Origin of the sequence: Roseicyclus marinus (assembly GCF_030163795.1) — a bacterium.
GTDB lineage: Bacteria > Pseudomonadota > Alphaproteobacteria > Rhodobacterales > Rhodobacteraceae > Roseicyclus > Roseicyclus marinus.
This window is the reverse complement of record NZ_JASJOF010000016.1, coordinates 11171-35683: the sequence shown is the minus strand read 5'-3', so window position 1 is coordinate 35683 and position 24513 is coordinate 11171. Positions and strand designations below refer to the sequence as shown.

Annotated in this window: 27 protein-coding genes and 1 riboswitch; of the genes, 13 read left to right on the top strand and 14 right to left on the bottom strand. The window is 66.6% G+C overall.

Annotated features, from left to right (window positions below; genetic code table 11):
• Positions 1-49 precede the first annotated feature (49 nt).
• The 9 genes from dapF (at position 50) to QQK63_RS16760 (ending at position 7186) form a co-directional block, all read left to right on the top strand.
• Entirely contained in the window at positions 50-889 is an 840-nt protein-coding gene (gene dapF, locus QQK63_RS16800) for a diaminopimelate epimerase (protein WP_277824961.1), read from the top strand.
• On the top strand, positions 886-2145 hold the full coding sequence (gene mtaB / locus QQK63_RS16795) for a tRNA (N(6)-L-threonylcarbamoyladenosine(37)-C(2))-methylthiotransferase MtaB (protein WP_277824963.1): 1260 nt from the start codon (positions 886-888) through the stop codon (positions 2143-2145). The genes dapF and mtaB overlap by 4 nt, the downstream gene beginning before the upstream one ends.
• 17 nt (positions 2146-2162) lie before the next feature.
• A complete protein-coding gene (locus QQK63_RS16790; protein ID WP_277824965.1) occupies positions 2163-2816 on the top strand; it encodes an FMN-binding negative transcriptional regulator in 654 nt (217 codons plus the stop codon).
• Between the two features lie 32 nt (positions 2817-2848).
• Positions 2849-3130, top strand: a complete 282-nt coding sequence (locus tag QQK63_RS16785; RefSeq protein WP_277824967.1) for a hypothetical protein — start codon at positions 2849-2851, stop codon at positions 3128-3130.
• Positions 3127-3732 carry a glutathione S-transferase gene (locus QQK63_RS16780; RefSeq protein WP_277824969.1) on the top strand — a complete coding sequence of 202 codons (606 nt, stop codon included), beginning with the start codon at positions 3127-3129 and terminating at the stop codon, positions 3730-3732. The genes QQK63_RS16785 and QQK63_RS16780 overlap by 4 nt, the downstream gene beginning before the upstream one ends.
• Positions 3729-4157, top strand: coding sequence for a GNAT family N-acetyltransferase (locus tag QQK63_RS16775; RefSeq protein ID WP_277824971.1), 429 nt, complete (start codon positions 3729-3731; stop codon positions 4155-4157). Before QQK63_RS16780 ends, QQK63_RS16775 begins: the two co-directional genes overlap by 4 nt.
• A 246-nt stretch (positions 4158-4403) precedes the next feature.
• Complete coding sequence (gene petA, locus QQK63_RS16770) at positions 4404-4979, top strand: ubiquinol-cytochrome c reductase iron-sulfur subunit (protein WP_277824973.1); 576 nt, start codon at positions 4404-4406, stop codon at positions 4977-4979.
• 18 nt (positions 4980-4997) lie between these two features.
• Entirely contained in the window at positions 4998-6353 is a 1356-nt protein-coding gene (locus QQK63_RS16765; protein WP_277824975.1) for a cytochrome b, read from the top strand.
• A gap of 17 nt (positions 6354-6370) precedes the next feature.
• A complete protein-coding gene (locus tag QQK63_RS16760; protein ID WP_277824977.1) occupies positions 6371-7186 on the top strand; it encodes a cytochrome c1 in 816 nt (271 codons plus the stop codon).
• A gap of 66 nt (positions 7187-7252) precedes the next feature.
• Here the strand turns inward: QQK63_RS16760 and QQK63_RS16755 are convergent, their stop codons facing one another.
• The 3 genes from QQK63_RS16755 to thiB are packed head-to-tail and all read right to left on the bottom strand — an operon-like array spanning position 7253 to position 10456.
• Positions 7253-7942: a thiamine ABC transporter ATP-binding protein gene (locus QQK63_RS16755; RefSeq protein WP_277824979.1), complete on the bottom strand. Its 690-nt coding sequence runs from the start codon at positions 7940-7942 to the stop codon at positions 7253-7255.
• Positions 7926-9494 carry a thiamine/thiamine pyrophosphate ABC transporter permease ThiP gene (locus tag QQK63_RS16750; RefSeq protein WP_277824981.1) on the bottom strand — a complete coding sequence of 523 codons (1569 nt, stop codon included), beginning with the start codon at positions 9492-9494 and terminating at the stop codon, positions 7926-7928. The genes QQK63_RS16755 and QQK63_RS16750 overlap by 17 nt, the downstream gene beginning before the upstream one ends.
• Positions 9470-10456, bottom strand: a complete 987-nt coding sequence (thiB, locus tag QQK63_RS16745) for a thiamine ABC transporter substrate binding subunit (protein WP_277824983.1) — start codon at positions 10454-10456, stop codon at positions 9470-9472. Before thiB ends, QQK63_RS16750 begins: the two co-directional genes overlap by 25 nt.
• A 46-nt stretch (positions 10457-10502) precedes the next feature.
• Positions 10503-10612, bottom strand: a riboswitch (TPP riboswitch).
• A gap of 94 nt (positions 10613-10706) precedes the next feature.
• Here thiB and aroC point away from each other — a divergent pair.
• Positions 10707-11807, top strand: a complete 1101-nt coding sequence (gene aroC / locus QQK63_RS16740; protein WP_277824985.1) for a chorismate synthase — start codon at positions 10707-10709, stop codon at positions 11805-11807.
• 186 nt (positions 11808-11993) lie between these two features.
• Positions 11994-12695 (top strand): hypothetical protein, encoded by a 702-nt coding sequence (locus QQK63_RS16735; RefSeq protein WP_277824987.1) that lies wholly within the window; start codon positions 11994-11996, stop codon positions 12693-12695.
• Here QQK63_RS16735 and QQK63_RS16730 read toward each other — a convergent pair.
• From QQK63_RS16730 to QQK63_RS16700, 7 genes are all read right to left on the bottom strand, one after another.
• A complete protein-coding gene (locus QQK63_RS16730; protein ID WP_277824989.1) occupies positions 12692-13093 on the bottom strand; it encodes a thioredoxin family protein in 402 nt (133 codons plus the stop codon). The genes QQK63_RS16735 and QQK63_RS16730 overlap by 4 nt on opposite strands.
• A 23-nt stretch (positions 13094-13116) precedes the next feature.
• Entirely contained in the window at positions 13117-13830 is a 714-nt protein-coding gene (locus QQK63_RS16725; RefSeq protein WP_277824991.1) for a cytochrome c biogenesis CcdA family protein, read from the bottom strand.
• Positions 13831-13897: 67 nt separating this feature from the next.
• The gene (locus QQK63_RS16720; protein ID WP_277824993.1) at positions 13898-14770 is read right to left on the bottom strand and encodes a DMT family transporter; all 873 of its coding nucleotides are present in this window, start codon (positions 14768-14770) and stop codon (positions 13898-13900) included.
• A 159-nt stretch (positions 14771-14929) separates the two neighbouring features.
• Positions 14930-15220, bottom strand: a complete 291-nt coding sequence (locus QQK63_RS16715) for an HU family DNA-binding protein (RefSeq protein WP_277824995.1) — start codon at positions 15218-15220, stop codon at positions 14930-14932.
• Between the two features lie 135 nt (positions 15221-15355).
• Complete coding sequence (locus tag QQK63_RS16710) at positions 15356-16840, bottom strand: AMP nucleosidase (protein ID WP_277824997.1); 1485 nt, start codon at positions 16838-16840, stop codon at positions 15356-15358.
• 25 nt (positions 16841-16865) lie between these two features.
• Positions 16866-18680 (bottom strand): adenine deaminase, encoded by a 1815-nt coding sequence (gene ade / locus QQK63_RS16705; protein WP_277824999.1) that lies wholly within the window; start codon positions 18678-18680, stop codon positions 16866-16868.
• 56 nt (positions 18681-18736) lie between these two features.
• On the bottom strand, positions 18737-19444 hold the full coding sequence (locus tag QQK63_RS16700; RefSeq protein ID WP_277825001.1) for a sulfotransferase-like domain-containing protein: 708 nt from the start codon (positions 19442-19444) through the stop codon (positions 18737-18739).
• A gap of 143 nt (positions 19445-19587) precedes the next feature.
• Here QQK63_RS16700 and msrA point away from each other — a divergent pair, with 143 nt between their 5' ends.
• The gene (msrA, locus tag QQK63_RS16695) at positions 19588-20268 is read left to right on the top strand and encodes a peptide-methionine (S)-S-oxide reductase MsrA (RefSeq protein ID WP_277825003.1); all 681 of its coding nucleotides are present in this window, start codon (positions 19588-19590) and stop codon (positions 20266-20268) included.
• Between the two features lie 51 nt (positions 20269-20319).
• Here msrA and QQK63_RS16690 read toward each other — a convergent pair whose 3' ends face one another.
• Together QQK63_RS16690 and QQK63_RS16685 are read right to left on the bottom strand one after the other, a co-directional pair.
• A complete protein-coding gene (locus QQK63_RS16690; RefSeq protein WP_277825005.1) occupies positions 20320-20511 on the bottom strand; it encodes a YgaP family membrane protein in 192 nt (63 codons plus the stop codon).
• Between the two features lie 68 nt (positions 20512-20579).
• Positions 20580-21170, bottom strand: a complete 591-nt coding sequence (locus QQK63_RS16685) for a Crp/Fnr family transcriptional regulator (protein WP_277825007.1) — start codon at positions 21168-21170, stop codon at positions 20580-20582.
• Between the two features lie 101 nt (positions 21171-21271).
• Between QQK63_RS16685 and QQK63_RS16680 the strand changes: the two genes are divergently transcribed.
• Entirely contained in the window at positions 21272-21604 is a 333-nt protein-coding gene (locus tag QQK63_RS16680) for a DUF8846 family protein (protein WP_277825009.1), read from the top strand.
• Between the two features lie 30 nt (positions 21605-21634).
• Here QQK63_RS16680 and QQK63_RS16675 read toward each other — a convergent pair whose 3' ends face one another.
• The gene (locus QQK63_RS16675) at positions 21635-22720 is read right to left on the bottom strand and encodes a Hint domain-containing protein (RefSeq protein ID WP_277825011.1); all 1086 of its coding nucleotides are present in this window, start codon (positions 22718-22720) and stop codon (positions 21635-21637) included.
• The gene (locus tag QQK63_RS16670) at positions 22717-24303 is read right to left on the bottom strand and encodes a Hint domain-containing protein (RefSeq protein ID WP_488803516.1); all 1587 of its coding nucleotides are present in this window, start codon (positions 24301-24303) and stop codon (positions 22717-22719) included. Before QQK63_RS16670 ends, QQK63_RS16675 begins: the two co-directional genes overlap by 4 nt.
• Between the last annotated feature and the right edge of the window lie 210 nt (positions 24304-24513).

Below are 24513 nucleotides of genomic sequence, written 5' to 3'. Positions count from 1 at the left end.
ACCGGGCGGGGGATTTCCTTGCAAGCCACAGAGGTGTATGTGCCCGCGCATGTCCCAGATGCCGCCCCCTTCCGGCCTGCCCTTTGTGAAAATGCACGGGCTTGGCAATGACTTCGTGGTGATCGACGCGCGTGCAACCGATGCCGCCGTCACGCCCGCCTTGGCGCGTGCGTTGGCGGATCGTCACCGGGGGGTAGGTTTCGACCAACTGGCGCTGGTCGAAACGGGGGATGATTCCGATCTGCGCCTGACCTTCTGGAATGCCGATGGCAGCCTGTCCTCGACCTGCGGCAATGCCACACGCTGCATCGCCGCGCAGGAAATGGCGCGGACGGGAAAGGCGGCGCTGACGCTGCGGACCGAACGCGGGCTGCTCATGGCGCGCGATGCGGGCGATGGCCTGACCTCGGTCAACATGGGGCAGCCCGTTCTCGACTGGCAGGGCGTGCCGCTGGCACAGGACGTAGACCTGCTGCACCTGCCGATTCCGGGCGATCCGGTCGCGACCGGCATGGGCAACCCGCATTGCAGCTTTTTCGTCGCGGATGCGGAGGCAATCGACCTTGCCGCACGGGGCGCGGAGATGGAGCATCACCCGCTTTTTCCCGAACGCACCAACGTGCAATTCGCCCATGTGATCGGCCCCGACCATTTGCGGATGCGGGTCTGGGAACGGGGCACGGGGATCACGCTGGCCTCCGGCTCGTCGTCCTGCGCGGTGGGCGTTGCCGCTGCGCGGCGGGGGCTGACCGGGCGCAAGCTGCGGATCACGCTGGATGGCGGCGATATCCTGATCGATTGGCAGGAGGATGGCGTCTGGATGACCGGTCCGACCGCCGTCGTGTTCGAGGGGTATCTGTCACCCGATTGGCTGGCGGCCATCCAATGAGCGCGCAGCCCCCCGTCTTTCACACGCTCGGCTGTCGGCTCAACGCCTACGAGACCGAGGCGATGCGCGAGATGACCGAGGCCGCGGGCCTTGGCCAGACGGTCGTGGTCAACACCTGCGCCGTGACGGCCGAGGCGGTGCGCAAGGCGCGCCAAGACATCCGCCGCCTGCGCCGCCAGCATCCCGAGGCGACCCTGATCGTCACCGGCTGCGCCGCCCAGACGGAGCCCGAAACCTTCGCCAAGATGCCCGAGGTCGACCGCGTCATCGGCAATACCGAAAAGATGCGCCCCGAGACATGGACCGCCATGGCCGTAGACCTGATCGGCGAAACCGAGCGGGTGCAGGTGGACGACATCATGTCGGTCACCGAAACGGCGGGCCATCTGATCGATGGATTCGGCACGCGGGCGCGCGCGTATGTGCAGGTCCAGAACGGCTGCGATCACCGCTGCACCTTCTGCATCATTCCCTTTGGTCGGGGCAATTCGCGCAGCGTTCCGGCGGGTGTCGTGGTCGACCAGATCAAGCGGCTGGTGGATCGCGGCTATAACGAGGTCGTGCTGACCGGCGTCGATCTGACCTCTTGGGGTGCGGACCTTCCGAATGAGCCGCGTCTGGGCGATCTGGTGATGCGTATCTTGCGGCTGGTCCCCGATTTGCCGCGCCTCAGGATCAGTTCGATCGATTCCATCGAAGCGGACCCGAACCTGATGCAGGCCATCGCGACCGAACCGCGCCTGATGCCGCATCTGCACCTGTCGCTGCAACATGGCGACGATCTGATCCTGAAACGGATGAAGCGCCGCCACCTGCGCGACGATGCGATCCGGTTCTGCGAAGAAGCGCGGCGCCTGCGCTCCGATATCGTCTTCGGCGCCGACATCATCGCAGGCTTTCCGACCGAGACGGAGGCGGCATTCGACAATTCGCTGAAGCTGGTCGCGGACTGCGGGCTGACGTGGCTGCATGTCTTTCCCTATTCGGCGCGCCAAGGCACGCCCGCCGCCCGGATGCCGCAACTCGACGCCGGCACGATCAAGGAGCGCGCAGCGCGCCTGCGCGCGACGGGCGAGGCGGCAACGCGAACGCATCTGGCGGATCAGGCGGGCAAGACGCATCGCATCTTGATGGAAACGCCGCGCATGGGCCGGACCGAGCAATTCACCGAGGTCGATTTCGCGACCGACCAGCGCGAGGGGGCGATCGTCACCGCGCGCATCACCGGCCATGCCGGCGCGCGACTGACCGCCTGAGCAACAGGGGAATACCGATGCATCCGAACCCGGCCTTCCGCTCGGAACCCGAGGCACTGAACCTGGCCTTTGCCCGCGCCCGCGGTTTCGGCACGCTTTGCGTGAACGGGGATGCCGGGCCGATGCTGTGCCATGTGCCGTTCTGGCTGAACGCGGATGCGACGATGGGCGAATTGCACCTTGTCCGCTCCAACCCCGTTGCGCGGGCGGTCACGGTTTCCACCCCGTTCGTCATCGCCGTGATGGGGCCCGACGGCTACGTCTCTCCCGATTGGTATGGCGATCCGGCGCAGGTGCCGACGTGGAATTACGTCGCCGTACATCTGCGCGGGCATTTGCACCCGGCCGATCCGGGCGACATGCGCCGCCATCTGGACCGCGTCTCGGCCCATTTCGAGGATCGCCTGTCCCCCAAGACACCCTGGACCGTCGACAAGATGCCCGAGGACGCGCTTGCGCGGATGATGCGGGGCATCCTGCCCTTCCGCTTCACGCTGGACACGGTCGAGGGGACGTGGAAACTCAACCAGAACAAGACCGAAGCCGCGCGTCTGGGGGCTGCCGATGCGGTCGCGGCCTCGCCCATCGGTCACGAGGTCGAGACGCTGGCCCGGCTCATGCGCGACGGCCCGCCGCCGATGGACAGCGACACGCCCTTCCCCTATCTCTGAGCGCAAGTTCCAGCCGCAAGGGAGGTTGCGCCTTGGCCATTCCGTTCACCCCGTTCGCTGCCGCAGCCCTGCGCTATGGCGCGGTCGCCGCCCTGTCCTATGCCGCGGCGTGCCATGCCCGCCCGCGGGCATTGCATCCAGCCGCCGAGGCCGAGATGGACCGGATGCCCGAAGGTGCGCATCTGGGCCATGCGCCGGGTCAGATGAATGCCACCGCCCGCTGGCGGCGCCGCATCCGGCTGGGCACGACCGGCCCGGGTGTTGAAATCGACCTTGGGGCGCTCGCCCGTCTTCGTCTTCGGAGGTTTGCATGACCCACGTTCTTCTAGGCTCGCCGCTCTCGCCCTTCGTGCGCAAGGCGCGCGTCGTGATCACCGAACTGGGCATCGCCGATATCCCCTTCGAGCAGGTCGCCACCTCGCCCGTGCATGGCGAGGAACGGATCAATGCCGCTAATCCGCTGGGCAAGATCCCGGCGCTGGTGCGCGACGAAGGGCCGACGCTTTATGACAGCCGGGTCATCACCCGCTACCTCGACGCCACGCGCGGCGGCACCCTCTATCCCGAGGCCCGCCTGTGGGAGGTGCTGACGCTCGAGGCTACGGCCGACGGGATCATGGAGGCCGCAGTCGGCATGATCTACGAAGAACGCTACCGCCCCGAAGAGCTGCGCTTTGCCCCATGGGTCGAGGGGCAGTGGGGCAAGGTCGGCCGCGCGCTTGACGCGATCGAGGGACAGTGGATGAGCCATCTGGCGGGTCCGCTCGACATGGGGCAGATCGCGGTTGCCTGCGCGCTCGGCTATCTCGACCTGCGGCACGGGGCGCGCGACTGGCGCGCCGGGCGCCCGGCGTTGGCCGCGTGGTATGCCACCTTCGCCGCCCGCCCGTCGATGGCCGGCACCGCCCCCGCATGAGGATCGGCACCGCCGCGTCAACGGCCGCCCGCGCGGCCTGTTTCGCCGTGCGTCGCGCCGTCTTCATCGACGAACAGGGCATTCCAGAGGCCGAGGAATGGGACGAGGCGGATGAAACCTGCCTCCATGTGTTGGCCGAGGACGACAGCGGCCCCTTGGGCACCGCGCGCCTGATCGCACGCGGCCCGGTAGCCAAGATCGGGCGCGTCGCGGTGATGCCGCAGGCCCGCGGAACGGGGCTTGGCCGCAAGATCATGGCCCATATGCTGGACGAGGCACGCAGTGCCGGGTTCACCCAAGCCATGCTGGAATCGCAGGTCTCCGTCATCCCGTTTTACGAGGCTCTGGGCTTCGTCGCGGAGGGGCCGGAGTATGACGACGGATCGGGCATTCTGCACCGGGTGATGCGCCGCCCCCTGCCCTGATGCGGCCCGATCTTCAATCGAGGCGAAAGCGGCGGCTCGGTTTTTCGCCCAAAGGCTGAAAACTTGCCCGAAATCGGCGGTTTGCATGCGACATTTCGGCCAAGATGCGCGCGTTTGTCCGCTGGACGCCTATAACGCCAATCCATAGACAGCGGACTATCCGGGTGAAGGGACGAGTCTCTTCGCCCTCTCGGGTTTTCAAGGTCCGGCATTCCCCGGACCCAGAACAAGGGGAGACGCGAAACCGTGTCACACGCCGAAGACCATAGCGGTGATCGCCGCGATTTTCTGTACTACGCCACCGCCGGTGTCGGCGCCGTGGCCGTTGGGGCGGCTGCTTGGCCCCTCGTCAACCAGATGAACCCCTCCGCCGACGTGCAGGCCGCAAGCCAGCTGCGCGTCGACGTGTCGGGCGTCGATGTGGGCACACAGCTGACCGTGCTGTTCCTCGGCAAGCCCGTGTTCATCCGCCACCGCACCGAAGAAGAGATTGCGGAGGCGCGCGCCGTTTCGGTGGATGACCTTGTCGACCCGATCGCCCGCAACCCCAACCTCGGCGAGGTTCCGGCGACCGACGAAAACCGCTCCATGCCCGATTTCACCGGTGAGAACACCGGCGAATGGCTGGTCCAGATCGGCGTCTGCACCCATCTGGGCTGCGTGCCCATCGGTGACGGCGCGGGCGATTTCGGCGGCTGGTTCTGCCCCTGCCATGGTTCGCATTACGATGGCGCTGGCCGCATTCGCCGCGGGCCCGCCCCCCAGAACCTTCCCATTCCCGTTGCAGAATTCGTGGATGAAACCACGATCCTGCTCGGCTGACCCGGAGGAAACGCGCTCATGTCCGGAATTCCCCACGACCATTACGAGCCGAAGAGCAACGCCGAAAAGTGGTTGCATCGCCGGCTCCCCATCGTGTCGCTGATGTATGACACGCTGATGATCCCGACCCCCAAGAACCTCAACTGGATGTGGATCTGGGGCATCGTGCTGGTGTTCACACTGGTTCTCCAGATCGTGACCGGCATCATCCTCGTGATGCACTACACGCCGCATGTCGATATGGCCTTCGCCTCGGTCGAACACATCATGCGCAACGTGAACGGGGGATGGGCGATCCGCTACATCCACCAGAACGGTGCGTCGCTGTTCTTCATCGCCGTGTATCTGCACATCTTCCGCGGTCTCTACTACGGCTCCTACAAGGCCCCGCGCGAAGTGACGTGGATCATCGGGATGCTCATCTACCTGATGATGATGGGCACCGCCTTCATGGGCTACGTTCTGCCCTGGGGTCAGATGTCCTTCTGGGGCGCGACCGTGATCACCGGCCTGTTTGGTGCCATCCCCTTCGTGGGCGAGGCGATCCAGACCTGGCTTCTGGGCGGGCCGGCCGTGGACAATGCCACGCTGAACCGCTTCCTGTCGCTGCATTATCTGCTGCCCTTCGTAATCCTGGGCCTTGTGATCGTGCACGTCTGGGCCTTCCACACGACCGGCAACAACAACCCGACGGGTGTTGAAGTGCGCCGCACGTCCAAGAAGGAAGCCGAGGCCGACACCCTGCCGTTCTGGCCCTACTTTGTGGTCAAGGACCTGTTCGCGCTGGCCGTGATCCTGGTTGTCTTCTTCGCGATCGTGGGCTTCATGCCCAACTACCTCGGTCACCCCGACAACTATATCGAGGCCAATCCGCTGGTGACGCCCGCGCATATCGTGCCGGAATGGTACTTCTTGCCGTTCTACGCGATCCTGCGTGCCTTCGACGGCGAAGTCTGGCTGGTGATGCTGGTCGACTTCCTGACCGCGGGCATCGTCGACGCCAAGTTCTTCGGCGTGGTGGCGATGTTCGGCGCGATCATCGTGATGGCGCTGGTGCCGTGGCTCGACACCTCCTCGGTGCGCTCGGGCCGCTACCGGCCGATGTTCAAGTGGTGGTTCTGGCTGTTCATCGTGAACTTCTTCGTCCTGATGTGGGCGGGGGCGATGCCGGCCGAAGGGATCTACCCCTATATCGCGCTGATCGGCTCGGCCTACTGGTTCGCCTATTTCCTCGTGATCCTGCCGCTTCTGGGCGTGATCGAAAAGCCGACGACCCCGCCGGCCACGATCGAGGAAGACTTCAAAGCCCACTACGGCAAAGACCACGACGGCCATGGCGGCGTGACCGCCACCGCGCCGACGCCGGCCGAGTGAAAGAAAGGAAACTGAGTATGCTCAGGAAACTTGCCCTCAGCTCGGCCACCGCCGCCACGCTCGCCCTCTCTTCGGGGGCGGCGCTGGCAGCCGGTGCGGCGGGCCATGTCGAGGATTACGCCTTCTCCTTCGAAGGCCCCTTCGGCACCTTTGACCAAGTTCAGCTCCAGCGCGGGCTGCAGGTCTATACGCAGGTCTGCATGGCCTGCCACGGCCTGCGCTATGTCCCGATCCGGACGCTCTCTGACGAAGGCGGCCCCGGCTTTACCGAGGACGAAGTGCGCGCCTACATCGAGCAGAACTTCATCGAGGTCTATGACCCCGAACTGCAGGATTGGCGCGCCGCCACCCCCAACGACAACTTCCCGGTCAACGACTCGGTCGGTGCACCCGACCTCAGCCTGATGACCAAAGCGCGCGCAGGTTTCAGCGGCCCCTACGGGCTTGGCCTGAACCCGCTGTTCCGCGGCATGGGCGGTCCGGAATACGTCGCCTCGCTCCTGACCCATTACACCGGGTCCGAGCGCGAGGAATTCGGCTCGGTGCTGTACGGCAACGAAACCTTCCCCGGCGGCTACATCTCGATGGCTCCGCCGCTTTGGGAGGGCGCCGTGGAATACGGCGACGGCACCGAGGCGACCGAGGAACAGATGGCGCTCGACGTGGCGGCCTTCCTGACCTGGGCGGCCGAACCCAAGCTGATGGCGCGCAAGCAGATGGGCTTTACCGCCGTGCTGCTGCTGGGCGTGCTGTCGGTGCTGCTGTATCTGTCGAACAAGCGGCTCTGGGCTCCGGTCAAGGCTCGCGTCAAGGGCTCGCAGCCTGCCGAGTGATCCAACCGGCCAGTAGACAGGAAAACGCGCCCCACGGGGCGCGTTTTTCGTTTCCGGCGGGCGGCGTCAGATCCAGGCGCCCAGCGCCACGGGCGGATCCTCCCGCAGACCCGCCATCGCCACGTCCAGCACCTTGGCCCCATTGTCGAGAACCCACAGCCGGTCGCAGAGCCGTTCCGCATCGCGCAAATCATGGCACGCCATCACCAAGGTCAGCCCCCGGTCCCGCGCCAAGTCATCGACCAGCGCCAGCATCTCGCGCTTCAACCCCGGATCGAGCGCGGCAAAGGGCTCGTCCAGCAGCGCCAGCGGCCGGTCCCTCAATAGCATCCGCGCCAAGGCCACCCGTGCCTGCTGCCCGCCCGACAAAACACCGGGTCGCCGCGCCCCGTGACCCGACAGGCCGACACGGCCCAAGCTCTCATCCACCCGGGCGCGATCCGCCTCCGACAGGCGCAGATCGGGGCGCAGCCCAAGGGCCACGTTGTCGAAGACGGACAGATGCGGAAACAGGTTGCCGTCCTGAAACAGGATCGAGACCGGGCGGTCGGCCACCGGCGCGCGGGTGATCTCCCGCCCCTCCCACAGGATGCGCCCTTCATCGGGCCAGAAAAATCCGGCGATCACCCACAGCAGCGTGCTTTTCCCGCTGCCCGACGCGCCCAGCAACGCGACACGCCCACCACGCGCAACCTCGCCCGACATCGACAGGGTGAACCCGTCCTGCGTCAGCCGCAGATCATCGAGCGACAGCATCAAGCCTTCCTCCCCTGTCGAACACCCAGAACACCGCCAGCGTCAGCGCCATCAAAAGCACCGCCGCGCCTTGTGCGTCATCGGTGCGATAGGCCCCCATCAGGCGATACATCTCCAACGGCAGGGTCCCCTGACCAGGCGTCGAGAACAAGGTGATCACGCCCAGATCACCCATGGAAAACGCCGCCGCCAACCCCGCACCAAATCCCAAGGGGCGGCGCAGCCGGGGCAGGATCGCATGGCGCAACCGCGACAGCCCGCGCAATCCCAAAGACTCGGCCAAGCGCCCCTGCCCGGCCTCCGCCGCCACCGCGGCAGGAACCAGCGCGCGCAGCAAGAACGGCAAGGCCACCAGCGCATTCACCAGCCCCGTCACAGGCAGGGCCAGTGCCACCGGGTCGCCCCATGGCCGGATCAACACGAACATCCCCGTTCCGATCACCAGCGGCGACACGGCAATGGTCAGAAAGGCCAGCCCCTCTACCAGACCGGGCCGCCGCAAGCGCGCCACCAAAAGCGCGATGGGCAAGGCCAGCGCCACGGCAAGCCCGGCAGAGGCCAGCGCCAGAACCACCGACCGCAGGGCCGCGTGCCAGACCAGTCCCGGCATCCCCGCCAGCGCCGGCAGGCCAGCGATGGCCACCGCCACCAGCGGCAGCAGCAAGAACAGCGCGGCCAGCGTGATCGCCAGCGCATCGCCCGCGCGCGCCCCGCGTCCATCCCCGGGCCATGGCAGCGGCGGGCGATCCAGCCCCGTGCCCAGTTCCCGCCCCCGGATCGCGCCAAAGGCCAGCGCCCCCGCGCCGAAACAGATGGCCACCTGCACCAGCCCCAGCGCCGCCGCCCGTCCAAGATCGAAATCGAACCGGAACGCCTGATAGATGGCCAGTTCCACGGTCGTCGCCCGCGGTCCCCCGCCAAGGATCAGCGCCACGGCGAAACTCGTCGTGCAGATCAGGAAGATCAAAAGCGCCGCACCGGGCAGCACCGCGCGCAGCAAGGGCCGCTCGAAATGGCGGCGCATGTCGGCTCCGGAAAACCCCAGCGCCGTGGCCAGCCGCACCCGTTCCGACGGGATATCCTGCCAACCCTGCAAGATCAGCCGCACCGCCAATGGCAGATTGAGAAAGACATGGGCCAAAACCACGCCCTGCAACCCGTAGACATCGATCCGCCCCAAACCGATGCCCGCCAGCGCCGCGTTGATCCAGCCCGCCCGCCCAAAGACCGCCAAAAGGCCCAGAACCGCCACGATCACCGGCAACAGGAACGGCGCGCCCATCAGCGTCACCAGCATCCGCCGCCCCGCGAAATCCCGCCGCGCCAGCGCGCGCGCCACGGGGATCGCCAGCACGACGCTCAACACAGCCGACAGCGCGGCCTGCACCAGCGTGAACCGGATCGCAGCAAGGTCCGCAGGTCCCAGCGCCAGCGGCCAATCCGCCCGCGCCATCACGGCGGCCAAGGGCCCCAGAACGGCCAAGGTGACGAGCGCGGCGAACACCGCGCCCGTCCTGTCCAATCCACTCAGCGGCTGAGCGCGGCTTGCCATGTGGCCAATGCCTCATCACGGACCGCCGCGGCCTCCTCGGGCGACAGCAAGATGGGCCGCGCGGGCGTCAGGAGCGTCTCGAACCCGTCGGGCAGCGCCTCGGCCGGCAGGGCGGCGGGATACATCCAGTTCGTTGTCGGGATGACGTTCTGGAACGCCTCACCCAGCATGAAGCGCAGGAAATCCCGGGCAAGTTCGGGCTGGTCGGTTCCCGCCAGCATCCCCGCCACCTCGACCTGCATGTAATGCCCCTCGTCGAAACCGGCGGCGGCGAAACCGGCATCCTCCTCCGCGATCAGGTGATAGGCGGGGGATGTGGTGTAGCTCAGCACCATGTCGGCCTCGCCCTCGAGGAACAGGCCATAGGCCTCCGACCAGCCGGGCGTGACGGTGACGATATTGTCGGACAGCCCCTCCCAGATCGCGCCGGCATCCGCGCCATACGCGGCCTGCACCCACATCAACAGACCCAGACCGGGGGTCGAGGAGCGCGGATCCTGAATGACGATGGACAAGTCGGAGGCCGCCAGCTCTTCGAAGGAGCCGGGCACCCCGTCCAGATCCGCACGATGGACAAAGGCGAAATAACCCCAGTCGAAGGGCAGGAATTCCCCATCCTCCCACGCGACAGGCAGGGTCAGCCCCTCGGGCGTGATGCCATGGGGGGCAAACAGCCCCGCGTCGCGCGCGGCCGCCGTCAGGTTGGTATCAAGACCAAGGACCACATCGGCCTCGGACCGTTCCCCCTCCAGCCTGACCCGCGCCAAAAGCGCCGCGCCATCGCCCGCGCCGACGAATTGCAGATCGCACCCGCATGTTGCCTCGAAGGCTTCCTCGATCGCCGGGCCGGGGCCCCAATCCGAGACAAAGCTGTCATAGGTATAGACCGTCAGCACCGGGGCCTGCGCAAAGGCCGCCCCTGCGAAAACGCTCAACCCCGCAGCGATGATGGTGTGTTTCATCTCTCACTCCTCCATTGCGACGGGCGAAGTGAAGTGTGGGGTTCGTTCGTGACCCGCAAACCTTCCCTCCGCCGGTCCTAACCGGTTCAGGTTCAACGGGTTCGCGCATCCTTTCGCGCATCTCAGGCCGCATCACGACCACCCCGAGGTGTGCCAACAGCTAGCGCCGCACCCCGCGCTGTGCAAGCACCTTGGCATTTGGCGCTTGGGACGCTAGGCCGTGGGCCAAAGCAACAGGGATGCCCGCGCGATGAGCCTCAACAGTTTCGGCCACCTCTTCCGCGTCACCACATGGGGCGAAAGCCATGGGCCCGCGCTCGGGGCGACGGTCGACGGCTGCCCGCCCGGTGTGCCGATCGAGGCTGCGGCCATCCAGCACTGGCTCGACCGGCGCAAGCCGGGGCAAAACAAATACACCACCCAGCGCCGCGAACCCGACGAGGTGGAAATCCTGTCCGGCGTCTACGAGGGGCAATCGACCGGAACGCCGATCCAGCTGATGATCCGCAACACCGATCAACGCTCCAAGGATTACGGCGACATCGCCGAGAAATTCCGCCCCGGCCATGCCGATATCACCTATTGGCAGAAATACGGCATCCGTGACCCACGCGGCGGCGGGCGGTCCAGCGCGCGGGAAACGGCGGCGCGGGTGGCCGCGGGCGGCGTGGCGCGCGCGGCGCTGGCCGATCTTGTTCCGGGGCTTTCGATCACCGGCTACATGGTCCAGATGGGTCCGCACGGGATCGACCGCACCCGCTTCGACGCGGATGAGATCGAGCGCAATCCCTTCTGGGTGCCCGATGCGACGGCCGCTGCCGAATGGGCCGAATACCTCGACGCCTTGCGCAAATCCGGTGACAGCGTCGGCGCCGTGATCGAGGTCGTGGCGCGCGGCGTTCCCGCAGGCCTTGGCGCGCCGATCTATGGCAAGCTCGACACCGACCTTGCCGCCGCGATGATGTCGATCAATGCGGTCAAAGGCGTGGAAATCGGCGACGGCATGGCGGCTGCCGCGCTGACCGGAAGCCAGAATGCCGACGAGATTTCGATGGGCGAGGATGGTCCGGTCTATGCCTCGAACCATGCAGGCGGCATCCTTGGCGGCATCTCCACCGGGCAGGAGGTCGTGGTGCGCTTCGCGGTCAAGCCGACCTCCTCGATCCTGACGCCGCGCAAGACGATCACCAAATCGGGCGACGCGGCGGAGATCGTGACCAAGGGCCGCCACGACCCCTGCGTCGGCATCCGCGCCGTTCCGGTGGGCGAGGCGATGATGGCCTGCGTCCTGCTCGATCACCTGCTGCTCCATCGCGGGCAGGTGGGCAACCGGGGCGGTCGCATCGGCTAACAGGCGGCCCGCGTCCCAGCCATCGTGGCCGGCCATCGTGGCCGGTTCCGCGACAATGCGATCTGATCCGGGCGACAGGTTCCGTTGCGGGATTGCTGCTGCGAAACAACCCGATCCCTGCCCCGTTTTTGCCACAATTCCACCCGATCCCGGACAGACTTGGGTCTATGGACTGGATGTCTTCTCATGGCGGCTGCTCACCGTCGAATTGATCGTCCGGGGCATCTGCGGCTTGACTGGGCCCTGATCCCCGTTGCGCTGATCGCTTTCGCGGTCATTGTCGGTGCGGCCATCCGCACCGGCCCGCCCGCTGCGGCCCGCCTGTTCGGCGTCGAGGTCGGGGGGCTGCGCGCCCTGTCCGACACCGAAACGCTCGTCCTGTTCGAAGACGGCGGGACAGCAATCGCGGGATGGTCGGCGGGGATGCGCCACGTCGATCACCCGGGCCTCGGGCCGGTTTGGCTGGCCGATCCAGCCGATCAACCGATGACCCGCGTCATCGCCCTGCCCGAGGGAACGGTGCGCGCGCTCCTATCCTTCGATCTTGTCGCCTTCGAAGATGTCTCCGCGCTGGCGCTTTCGGTCGTCATCGACGGGGCCGAGGTGCTGCGCCAGCGTTTCGCATCGGATGGTCAAGCCGCGCCTGCCCCCGAAATCCTTGGTCGCAGCGACCGCATCGCGCTGCGCAGCCGGATCAACAACCCCCGCAGTCTGGCTGGCCCCCCCGCGCTTTCGGTGCAAAGGCTCCATGTCGACGTCGCGGCGGTCACCACCGCGGGAGAGATCACGCTGACGCTAGCGCCGCTGTCTTCCGACACGCGGGCCGGTTCAATCCCGCCGCTTTGGGCGGTCGACAATCTTGTCGTCGTGGCCGAACGCCTGCCCTAGCCCAGCCCAAGGTCCAGAAGCGCGCGGATTTCCGGCTCCCGCGTGCCGGCGACGATCCGGCCCAGTTCCGCATCGCCGCGCAACAGCACCAGCGTGGACCGACGCGGGATGTTCAGGCGGCGCGACAGCTCCCCGTCGCCATGCTGGTCCCAATCCACCCGGACAAAGCCGATCGCCGCGTCATAGGCGGGGTTCGCGGCACGCAATGCCTCGATCACGCGGGTCTGCGCCCGGCAGGTCGAACACCAGCTGGCCCAGAAATCCACCAAGAGCGTCTCGCCCGCCGCCAGCCTTTGGTCGACCAGACCGGGCGTATAGTCGACCATCGCCGCCGCCGTCCGGGCCAAAGGCGTCAGGGCCAGCGCGCCGACACCGATGAGAAAGGTTCGTTTGTGCATTTACGTCAACTCCCCGACAAAACTCAAAGCGCGACCGACAGATCCACCAGCCAGACCGGCAATCGGTCCAGAAGCCAGATCTCGGCCATGTGATGCCAGCGCAGCAAGATCGCCACGCCGACGAAAACGAAAACCACCCCCAGCATGGGGCGCGAGGCTTGGGCAAAGCGGCGTAGGGTTCCCATGTGCCGCCGCAACAGCCCGCGCGCGCCGTGACCCAGCGCAACCACAACTGTCCCGATGCCCAACGCAAAACCCAGCATGATGCCGAAGGCGCGCAGCAGATCCTCGCCCTGCGAGGCAAGCGAGATCGCACCCCCCAATGTCGGCCCGACACAAGGGCTCCAGACCGCCCCCAAAAGAAGCCCGCCGAGAAATTGCCCCTGCCATCCCTCGCGCGGCAGATCCCGCATTCCCTGATCGGCGCGGTCTGCGACGCCGGCCGTGGCCAGCGCGAACCGCGCCTGCGCTTGCGGGATCATCAACACCAACCCGAACCCGACCATCAGCACCGCGCCCGCGCGCGCCACCATCTCTTCGGTCAGGCCCACCAGATGGCCCGCCGCGATCACCCCGAACCCCAGCGTGACAAAGGCCAGCCCCATTCCGCTGGCCAAAGCCAACGGACCAAAGCGGCTGGCCTGCAGGGCACCGGCCAGCACGATTGGCAGGACCGGCAGAACGCAGGGGTTGATGAGCGTCAGCAGGCCCGCGCCATATGCAAGAATGAATTCCATGCGCCCTGATGCGCCGAAGGATGAATCCTGTCACCCAACATGCACGTGATCTGCGCGTGAAAGACGCTCAGGCCGGCTTGGCGCGCGACAATTGCACCGCCAGAATGCCTGCCGCCACAATGGCCACGCCCAGCGCATCCACCCATGACAGCCCCTCACCCAGAAGGACGGCGGCGATGGCCACGCCAAAAACCGGGTTCAGGAAGTGAAAGGTCGCGGCCCGCGTCGCCCCGATCTGGCCCACAAGCCAGAACCAGATCAGCGTCGCCACCAACCCCGGCATCAACGTGGTGTAGACGAAGGCCACCACCAGCGGCACCGACCATTCCACCACCAGCGTCTCGGTCACAGCCGCAATCGGGGCCAGCACGACAGAGCCGACCAGCATCTGCAAACCTACGATCATCAGCAGGTTGCCGCCGCCCTGCGCCGCAACCCGCACCGCCAGCGTCGCCACCGTCAGCGCCACCGCCCCGATCAGGCACAGCACGATACCCAAGGCATCGGCCCCGCCCGACAAGCGCTGCACCATGATCAGCCCCACGCCGAAGAAGCCCGCCGCAAGCCCCGCCAGACCCAGCGCCGGCAGCCTGTCGCGGAACAGCGCCCAAGACGCGGCCGCAACCAACAGCGGCATGGTCGAGGCGATGATCGCCGCAAGCGAGGCTTCGATCCACTGCATCGCCACGAAATTCAGCCCGAGGTACAGCGCGTTTTGGCAGATGCCGAAGATCACCACCGCCCGCCATTGCGCCGCCGACAGCCGCATGGATTGCCCCATGGCCAGCGCAAGGCCGATGCCGATCACGCCCGAAATCAGGAACCGCAGCGCCAGCGCTGTCAGCGGCGGCGCCGCCTCCACGATGATCCGGGCCGAGGCAAAGGCCGATGACCAGATCAGGGCAAACAACAGCCCTCCAAGCAGCGCGCGAATGTCCATGAACCGCCTTCCCGTCCCTGCCCGCAGAAAACGCGCAACGCAGGGCGGGGGCAAGCGGATTTCCGGCCCGTCCGGCCGATGCAAACCCGCCATGCAAAAACGAAAAGGCCGCGGCCCGATCCGGGCGCGGCCTGTTCGAACCCAAAGGGTTCTGTCGGGTCAGCCGTTGACGCTGTCCTTGAGGGCCTTGGCGACGGTGACCTTCACCTGCTTGTCGGCCTCTTTCTTGATCGTCTCGCCGGTGGCGGGGTTGCGCACCATGCGCTCGGGGCGCTCGCGGCAATAGACCTTGCCGATGCCCGGCAGGGTGACAGCGCCGCCCGAGGCGACTTCACGGGTCACGATGGCGGTCACGGCGTCCAGCGCTGCACCCGCGGTCTTCTTGTCTCCGCCCATCTCTTCGGCGATGGCCGCAACGAGCTGGGTTTTGGTCATGGGTTTGTTTGCCATTGGTCTTGTTCTCCTGACGACTGCCCGAGCCCTTGGGCCCGTTCCGCACAAACTAACCGAATATTGTGGGCCCACACAACGCTTCGCATACCGAAAAAGCCCAAAAACATGGCCTAGACGGCGTTTTTTTGCCCTTCAGAGGAAGGCTGTTTCCTCGAAAGACCGCAATTTACGGCTATGCAGCCGTTCCAGCGGCATGTCGCGCAGTGTTTCCATGGCCCGGATGCCGATCAAAAGATGCCGTGCAACCTGGGTTTTGTAGAAATCTGACGCCATGCCGGGCAGCTTCAGTTCGCCATGAAGCGGCTTGTCCGACACACATAGAAGCGTCCCGTAAGGCACCCTGAACCGGAACCCGTTGGCCGCGATCGTCGCGCTTTCCATGTCGAGCGCGATGGCGCGGCTCTGGCTCAGGCGCTGCACCGGCCCGGTCTGGTCGCGCAATTCCCAGTTCCGGTTGTCGAGGCTCGCAACCGTTCCGGTCCGCATGATCCGCTTCAGTTCGAAGCCTTCCAGCTCGGTCACATGCGCCACGGCGTTTTCCAGCGCGACCTGGATTTCGGCCAGCGCAGGCACCGGGACCCAGACCGGCAGGTCGTCGTCCAGCACCTTGTCCTCGCGCAGATAGGCATGGGCCAGCACGAAGTCGCCCAGCCGCTGCGAATTCCGCAAGCCCGCGCAATGGCCCACCATCACCCAGGCATGAGGCCGCAGAACCGCGATATGGTCCGTCGCCGTCTTGGCATTCGACGGCCCGACCCCGATGTTGACCAGCGTGATGCCGTTCCCATCCGCCCGCTTCAGGTGATAGGTCGGCATCTGCGGCATCTTGGGCGGCTGGGTGATGGGCGTTTGCGCGTCGGTGATCTCGACATTCCCGGTGGCGACGAAACCGGTATAGCCGCTGGACGGATCGGCCAGCATGGCGCGGGCATAGGCCTCGAACTCGTCGACATAGAACTGGTAGTTCGTGAACAGGACGTGGTTCTGGAAATGCACCGGATCGGTCGCGGTGTAATGCGCCAGCCGCGCCAGCGAATAATCCACCCTTTGCGCGGTGAAGGGCGCCAGCGGATGCGCCCCGTCCTCGTAGGTGAAGCCCAGGCCATTGACGATATCGTCATGCGTCGTGGACAGGTCCGGCACGTCAAAGACATCGCGCAACGTGAAATCGCCCGCGCCCTCCTGCGGCACGGAAACGGCGCTGTCGCCCGCCACCGCGAAATGGACCGGAATGGGCGTCAGCGACGGACCGATCTCGACAGGCACGCCGTGGTTCTTGATCAGCAATCCGATCTGCTGGCGCAGGTAATTGCCGAACAGGTCGGGCCGCGTGACGGTGGTGGCATAGGTGCCCGGCTCGGCGACATGACCAAAGCTCAACCGGCTGTCGGTGACGGCATAGGTGGCGGTCGTGATCCGGATCTCGGGATAGAAGGCGCGGTAGCGGATATCGCCGGGCGCACCCTGCCGCAGCGTCTCGGCGAACCGGTCGCGCAGGAACCCCGTCGCCTCGGTATAAAGCGCCTTGAGATGAGAAACCGCCGCATCCGCATCGGTAAAGATCGCGGCGCGCGCGCCCTGATCCGGGGTGGCAATCCTCAGCGTCGGCTCGGGCATGTCTGACCTCGTCTTTCCTGTCATCTCAAGCGTTCTGTCCGACCACAAGATCGGTCAGGGCAAAGCGCGTCACATCCACCAACCCAAGGTCGGAAATCCGCAAGGCGGGGATGACGACCAGCGCAAGCAGCGAATGCTGCATATAGGCGTTGTTGAGCGTGCAGCCGCACTCCGCCATGGCCGCAACCATCGCTTGCGCCTTTGCCGCCACCTCGGCTGCCGGGCTGTCCGACATCAGGCCCGCGATGGGCAATTCCACCAGCGCGCGCTCGGTCCCGTCTTTCCAGACGGTGACACCACCGCCCACCTCGGCCAGCCGGTTGGCCGCCGCCGCCATCATCGCGCGGTCGGTGCCCACGACGATCATGTGGTGGCTGTCATGCGCCACGGTCGAGGCCATGGCCATCCCCGGCCCGTAACCGAAGCCGGACACGAAGCCGTTCACCACCTGCCCCGTGCCGCGATGCCGTTCCACCAACGCGATCTGGGCGACGCCGCCCTGCCCTTCGATCAGGCCGCCCGCCACGGGCAGCACGGCCTCCAGCGCCTCGGTCGGGGCCTGGTTTTCCACCACCCCGATCACGCGCACCCGCACCTCGCCTGCCCCCTCGGGGGCGGCAATCTCGAAATCCCGCGCGACAAGCGACCGGCCCAGATGGACCGACCCCCGCGTATCGGCAGGCCAATCCAGATGCGGACATTCGGCAAGGCAAACGCCGTTCTCAGCGACCTTGATCCCCCGCGCGTAAACTTCTTCTACAGGAAGCGTCGCAAGATCCGAGGTCACGATCATATCGGCCCGCCGCCCCGGCGCGATCTGGCCGATCTCCCGTTCCAGTCCGAAATGGCTGGCGGTGTTGATCGTGGCCATCTGCAACGCCACCAGCGGGTCGCAACCACAGGCGATGGCATGGCGCACCGCGCGGTTCATGTGCCCCTCGTGGACCAGCGTGCCCGAATGACAATCATCGGTGCACAAGATCATGTTGCGCGGATCAAGCCCCTTTTCGGTGATCGCCGTGATCTGGCTTTCGATGTCATACCATGCCGATCCCAGCCGGATCATCGACCGCATGCCCTGCCGCATCCGGGCCACCGCATCCGCCTCGCAGGTGCCTTCGTGGTCATCGGCTGGACCACCCGCCACGTAGGCATGGAACGCCGGCCCCAGATCGGGGGAGGCGTAATGCCCGCCCACGGTCTTGCCCGCCTTCTGCGTCTCGGCGATCTCGGCCAGCATCTGCTGGCTGCCCGCCACCACGCCGGGAAAATTCATCATCTCGCCCAAGCCCACGATGCCGGGCCATGTCATGGCTTCCGCCACATCCTCGGGCCCGATCTCGTAGCCCGTGGTTTCAAGACCGGGGGCCGATGGCGCGCAACTCGGCATCTGGGTCCAGATGTTCACGGGCTGCATCAGCGCCTCGTCATGCATCAACCGCACGCCCCTCAAGCCGAAGACATTGGCGATTTCATGGGGGTCGGTAAACATGGAGGTCGTGCCATGCGGGATGACCGCACGGGCGAACTCGGCCGGCGTCAGCATCCCGCTTTCGATATGCATGTGGCCGTCGCACAAACCGGGGATCAGGTAGCGCCCGTCCAGATCGACCACTTCGGTCCGGGGCCCGATGCAATGCGTTGCATCCGGGCCGACATAGGCAAAGCGGCCATGGCGCACGGCGACCTGCCAGCCTTCCATCACCTCACGCGTTTGCACCAGCACGACGCGGCCCCCGCGCAGCACCAGATCGGCAGGGGCGCGGCCCGCTGCGGTGGCGACAAGATCGCTGGCCACATCGGCCCAAGTCGGGAAAGGGGAAATGCTTCGCTGTTCCATGGCGCAGTCTCTCCAATCGCGCGGCGCTCTGCAAGCGACGGTTCGGTGACGTACCGTCAGCCGGGCAGCAAGGCCCGCGCCTTCATCGCCTCGTAGATCGGCAGCGCCGCCTCCAGAAGCGCGCGCCGCCCCTCCGGCACCTCGGGCAACGGCCCCTCCGCCCCGGCAAAGCCGGTCGAACGATGCACGGCATTGTACCAATGCGCGGCCCAGACGCCGTCATAGTCCCGCGGCCCTTCCGGCCAGCCCAGCATCCTGTCACTGAACGAAAGCCCGATCTCGGCACACAGCCGCCCCAGCGCACCGCCCGGATCAGCCCGGATATCGCCGCTGTCGATCACCGGCCCCGGCAGTTGTTCCCACAGCGCCATCTGCTGGGGAAAGCCGATATCCTCCAGGCTCATCTCCCCCCGCTTTTCGGCATAGCTCGCGATGACGCGGGCCGGATGGCGGATCAGATGGACATTCACGCAGGCCTCCGCCCAGTCCAGCGGGAAACCCGCCACCATGTGGTGGGGCATGTGCTTCATGTACCAATGCGCCAACCCACCCGGCACCGGCCCGGCACAGGCCGCCGCCACGCGGGCAGGATCGATCTCATGCGCCGCCATGATCTCGGCGGCCATCGGATGATCGGCGCCTGTCGCGGCCAGATAGGGCGCGTAAAACGGCTCATCCCAGACCGCGCAATCGCCCCGCGCGGCAAAGGCATACATCATCGCCGTCGACAGGTTGCGCGGCCCCGACCACATCGCGATCTTCATCCGATCCCTCCCCTTTTGCCCGGCATAAGGGCGCGGGCCCGCGCCGGGCGCAAGGGGTCACGCCTGCGTGAGCTCACGCAAGCTTGCGTTGCGCCCGAGGCCCACCCGCTATCCTTGGCTCATTCGCTCGGAAAGGAGATGCCATGTCCCGCATTCCTCTCAAAACCTCGGCCAAGGCTTTGGCCCTGTCGGCCGCCCTTCTCGCCGCGCTGGCGATGCAGTCGGGCCGCGCCCATGCCCAGGATCTGCGCACGGCGGTCGTCGCGGGCGGTTGTTTCTGGTGCGTGGAGGCCGATTTCGAACGCGTCCCCGGCGTGGTCGAAGTCGTGTCGGGTTTTGCCGGCGGCACCGTTCCCGATCCGAGCTACGATCAGGTCGTGGCAGGCGGCACCGGCCATCTGGAGGTGGTGCAGATCACCTATGACGCCACGATCCTGCCCTATGACCAGCTTCTCCACCTGTTCCTGCGCTCGATCGACCCGCTCGACGCAGGCGGGCAATTCTGCGACCGGGGCGCGAATTACGCCTCGGCCATCTTCGTCGAAACCGCGCAAGACCGCCGCACCGCGGAGGCCGCGCTGGCGCGCGCCTCCCGCGATCTGGGCCAACAGGTCGTGACGCCGGTCCGCAATGCCGCGCCCTTCTACCCGGCCGAGGCCTATCATCAGGATTATTACCTGTCGGGCGACGTGATCCTCACCCGCTTCGGTCCGCGCCGCAAATCCGTGGCCTATGGGCTCTACCGCGATGCCTGCGGACGGGATGAACGTGTCGAACAGCTTTGGGGCGCGGATGCGCCCTTCGTCCCCCGCGGCGCGGGGTAAACGGCCCCACCCGCCGCCCGAACGATGCGGCGGGCAGGGCCCCGGCCCGGCTCAGGACTTCATGGCGCAGGTGTTGATCCCGAGCAGGCGGTAGGCGGGGCAATAACCGACAAGCCCGGTGATCAGCGGCACAACGCCGATCCAGCCCCAGACGGTCTGGGGTCCGATGAACACGAGCGAGATCAGCACAAGGCCCGCGATGATGCGGATGGCGCGGTCGATGGTGCCTTCGTTGCGGGGCATGACATGCCTCCTTTCCTGTTGCGATGACCTGATCCTACCACGACCCGCCACGATCGACGGTGACCTTGTCACCGGATATCTGCGGCAATCCGTTCCAGCGCGGCGCGGTCCAAAACGCGGACGCCGCCCTTTTCTTGCGCCACGCCGCCCCCGCGCGCCATCTCGGCAAGACGTCGGCTGACAAAGGCGCGGCCCGATGCCGTTTCAGCCGCCAGCGCCGCATGGGTTGCGGCGACGAACCCCGACCCATCGGCCAGCCGCAACAGCACACGGGCCAGCCGCGCATCGAACCCGGTCAGCGCAACCTCCTCGACCAGCCGCTGGTATTCCCCGAACCGCGCCGCCACCCCGTCAAAGATCAGCGCGCGAAAGGCATCGTCCTGCGCCAACCGCGCGCGAAACTGATCGCCGGGCACCAACTCGCCCTCCACATCCGCCTCAACCACGCCCTCGGCGCTGTAGCGCGCGCCGCCCACCAGACAGGTGAAGGTCTGCAAACAGACGCTTCCCGCCGTCACCCGGTAAAGCACCACCTCCCGCCCGTTCGCGGCCGTCAGCGTCACTCGGATCGTCCCCTTGTCGAGGATCAGAAAACCCGGACATTCCGCGCCGGGCCGAAACAGCACATCGCCCGCGCGGGCGGCGAAACGGCGGATCATGGATGGCCCCTGATATTTTGACAGGGTCAAGTGTTTCGCGCCTCGCCCGCCCGGTCAACACAAGCTTGACAGCCCGCCGCCGCCGCGCGAGGGAAAGCGCCATGAGCGCAGACACCCCCACGCCCCGCACCCGCGATGTCTATACCCTCGTCGTCGAGGTCGGCCGCAAGGCAGGCGACGGCCTGCCCGACAAGGCCACGGGCGCGGCGCTCCTGTGTTACGCCGCCGGCGTGGACGAGGCCGAGGCCGTGCGCGAAACCGTGGCCGTGCTGAAACAGGCCGATCTCGCCCCCCTCGATGTCACCGGCCACGGCACCCGCGCCGAACGGACCGAGGCAGGCGACGAGATCGAAGCCGAGGAAATCGCCCTGATGGACCGCGCCATGGCCGAAAACGCCGTGATCGTGGCGCAGATGACCGCGTTCTACGATTGATCCGCCCGGTCCGGGGCAAATGCCCGGGCCTCAGCCCAGCACACGCCGCCCCTTGACCCCGATCAGCGCCTGCGCGCCCGCCCGGTCCAGAACCGGCAGGCAGGGCGTCCGGTCCACCTCGGCCAACTTCCCAGCCAGTTTCGCATCGCCCGCCGCGACCACGTCGGCCAACAGCGCCGTCTCGATCCCGCAGCGGTCCACCGTCACGCAGGCATGATCGTCGAGCATCAGGTGATGCACATGGCGCAGCGCCTGCCGCCGGTCGCGCCGCGCCCCGGTACTCGCGGTCATGTCACCAGCCCGCACCAGAACCTGTTCCGTGCCGAAATTGTATTCCACGGCCGGACCGGATCGCACGACCCGCGTTTCCGGCGTCACCCAGATATCGCGCGCCAGCCCGAAATAGGGCGCGCGCAACTGCACCGGCGCCATCCGGCCAAGGCAAAGGCGCGGCCGCCGCTCGGTCCAGCGCAATGGCATCCGCGCGCCCGCCGCCGTCACCAGAACCTGCCCCACACGCAGGCTCTCGACGGTGCGCGGCCCCTCGGTGGTCATCACCACGGCCTGCCCCGACATGCCCGGCAGATCGGTGGGCGGCAGGCCGAAGCCCGCGATCGCCGCAACCTGACAGACCTGGAGAAAACGTTCGTCGCGCGGCAGCATCTCGTCCAGCCGCGCGGCCACCGCCAGCCCGGCCCGCGCCCTGTGCCTCTGCGGCCGGTCGTGGTTCACGATATCCACCACGTCGCCCCGCCCCCGCGCACAGGTCCGATAGCGCAGCGACAGGGTCTCGCCCGGCCGCCCGAGGTCGGGCATCGTCACCACGTCGATCTCGCCATGCACCAGCCGGAACGCCCCGTCCGGCAACCGGTAGAGCGCAACCGCCCGGCGCGTCTCGGCCCGCCCCTGCCACAGGCGCACCGGTCCCGGCACGGACACCGGCGGCACCGTGAATTCGAGGCAGAGCGTCATCTCCGCCCCCGGATTGTCCATCGTCGCCCGCGCATCCAGCAAGACGGCAACGCCCGCATCCCAGATCGCAGCCCAGCGTTCGGCGGGGCCGCTTTCTTCACCGCGCGCGCAAACACCGTGCAAGGGGGCGGGAACGCGGATCATGCGACGGCAACGCCCCGCAGCATCTGCCCCTCATAGCCCCGCAACGCCGCCCGCGCCGCCGGTCCGTAACCCTCGTGGGTCGCCGCATCGATCCCGGGGAACAGCTCCAGCACCTCGGCACGGCACGCCGCCTCCATCCCCGACATCACCGTCGGCCCGGGCAGGAAGCTTTCGGTCAGCAACCCCTCCGACCAGACGATCTCGTGCTGATCGAACAGCAGATGCACATAAGTCACCTCTCCGCCGTCCAAGAGCCGCACCGAGCATCCGTTCACAAGGTCGCGCGCCGCCACCAGAACCTCGTCCTCCCCGAACAGGAGTTCCGCCATCCAATGCGTCAGCAAGATCCGGTGCTGCTGCGACACGACCAGCCGCCGGTGATGTCCGAAAACGCCCGCCTCGATCGCCACGGGCGCATATGCGCCCTCCGCGGCGACCCGGCGCTCGCCGATCCAGCGGACCGGCTGGAACCCGTGATCGCGCGTCTTGACCAGATCGCCCGGCTTGAGCGTCTCCACCGGAACCTCTCCGCGATCCGTCCGGATCCGCGTGCCCGGCGTGAAACAGGGCACCGTCGTGACCGAAACAAAGGCCGTGTCCGTGATCCCCGACGCCGATTGCGCCGTGTAGCTGAAATTCGCCGTGACCGGCCCGCTCAGGTTGACGTAGCTGCCCGGCGGCACGATCTGCAACGTGCCGTCCGCCATCAGCGTGATCTGGTGCCCGTTCGACAGGGTCACCGTATCGCCCACGCCCACCGCGATCCCGTTGATATGGGTGATGACCGCGACCCCGACGCCGTTCCCGTCATTGGCCAGAACGTCGATCTGCGCGACCTGCAACTCGTTCAGGGTGATCGTGTCGTCTTGGGCGATGAACTCCCCCTGAACCGAGTTCGCCGCGATCAGGACGGCGCTGTCATAGCCTGAATCCGCCACATCCGCGATGCCGATGGTCAGCGTGTTCAACACCCCGATGTTCACCGGGATCAACAGCGACAGCGTCACGGTGAACCCGTCCATCTCGGTGTTGTACGCATCCCCGGTGTTGTTGACGAAAAGCGTCTCGTTCTCGCTTTGGTTGATCGAATTGATCTGCGCGATGTTCACCACGGGCGAGGTCACGACCTGCCCGTTGATCCAGACGCCCACCGCGTCGTTGTAGATCGACCCCGAGAATTCCGGGTATTCCTCCGAGGCGAAGACGAACTGGATCGTCAGCATATCGGTTGTGGGAATGAAATTCGTCGTCAGGATCGCCGCGTCGTAGGTCCGGCCTCCGACCAATGCGTTGAACTGCGCATTGTCGTTCTGCCCCGACGAATTGTAGGACGTGCTGGCGCTGCGGTTCGGGTCGCCCGACCCTTGGGTGAAATTCTGCACCCGTCCGGTCGTCAGGATGACCCCGCTGTCCGACGGCGTGACACCGGGCGTGATGCTGTCGCCGTTGGAGTAGATGCCCGAAGACACCCGGTCGCCGGAATAGCTCGCGCTCTGCACGGTGACGCCCGGGCCGAAGATCGTCTCCGCCATCTGCATCGCGGATGCATTGGAATTTATGGTTAATTCCTGACCGACGGCCATGACCCTTGCCCACCTCTCGAGGTGCCGGGTGCTCGACCATGGTGATGCAAAGCTGAAGGCCGCGTGCCCCGTTAGGCCCACGTCCCGTCGGTCCTGCATCGATGCGGCTTGTGCCGCTGCCTGCCCCGGCATTGTTTTCTTTGCAAGAACGATACCATCCGCGGGCCTCCATCGTAACGCATTGATGACCGGCCCGGATCGCAGCGCGCC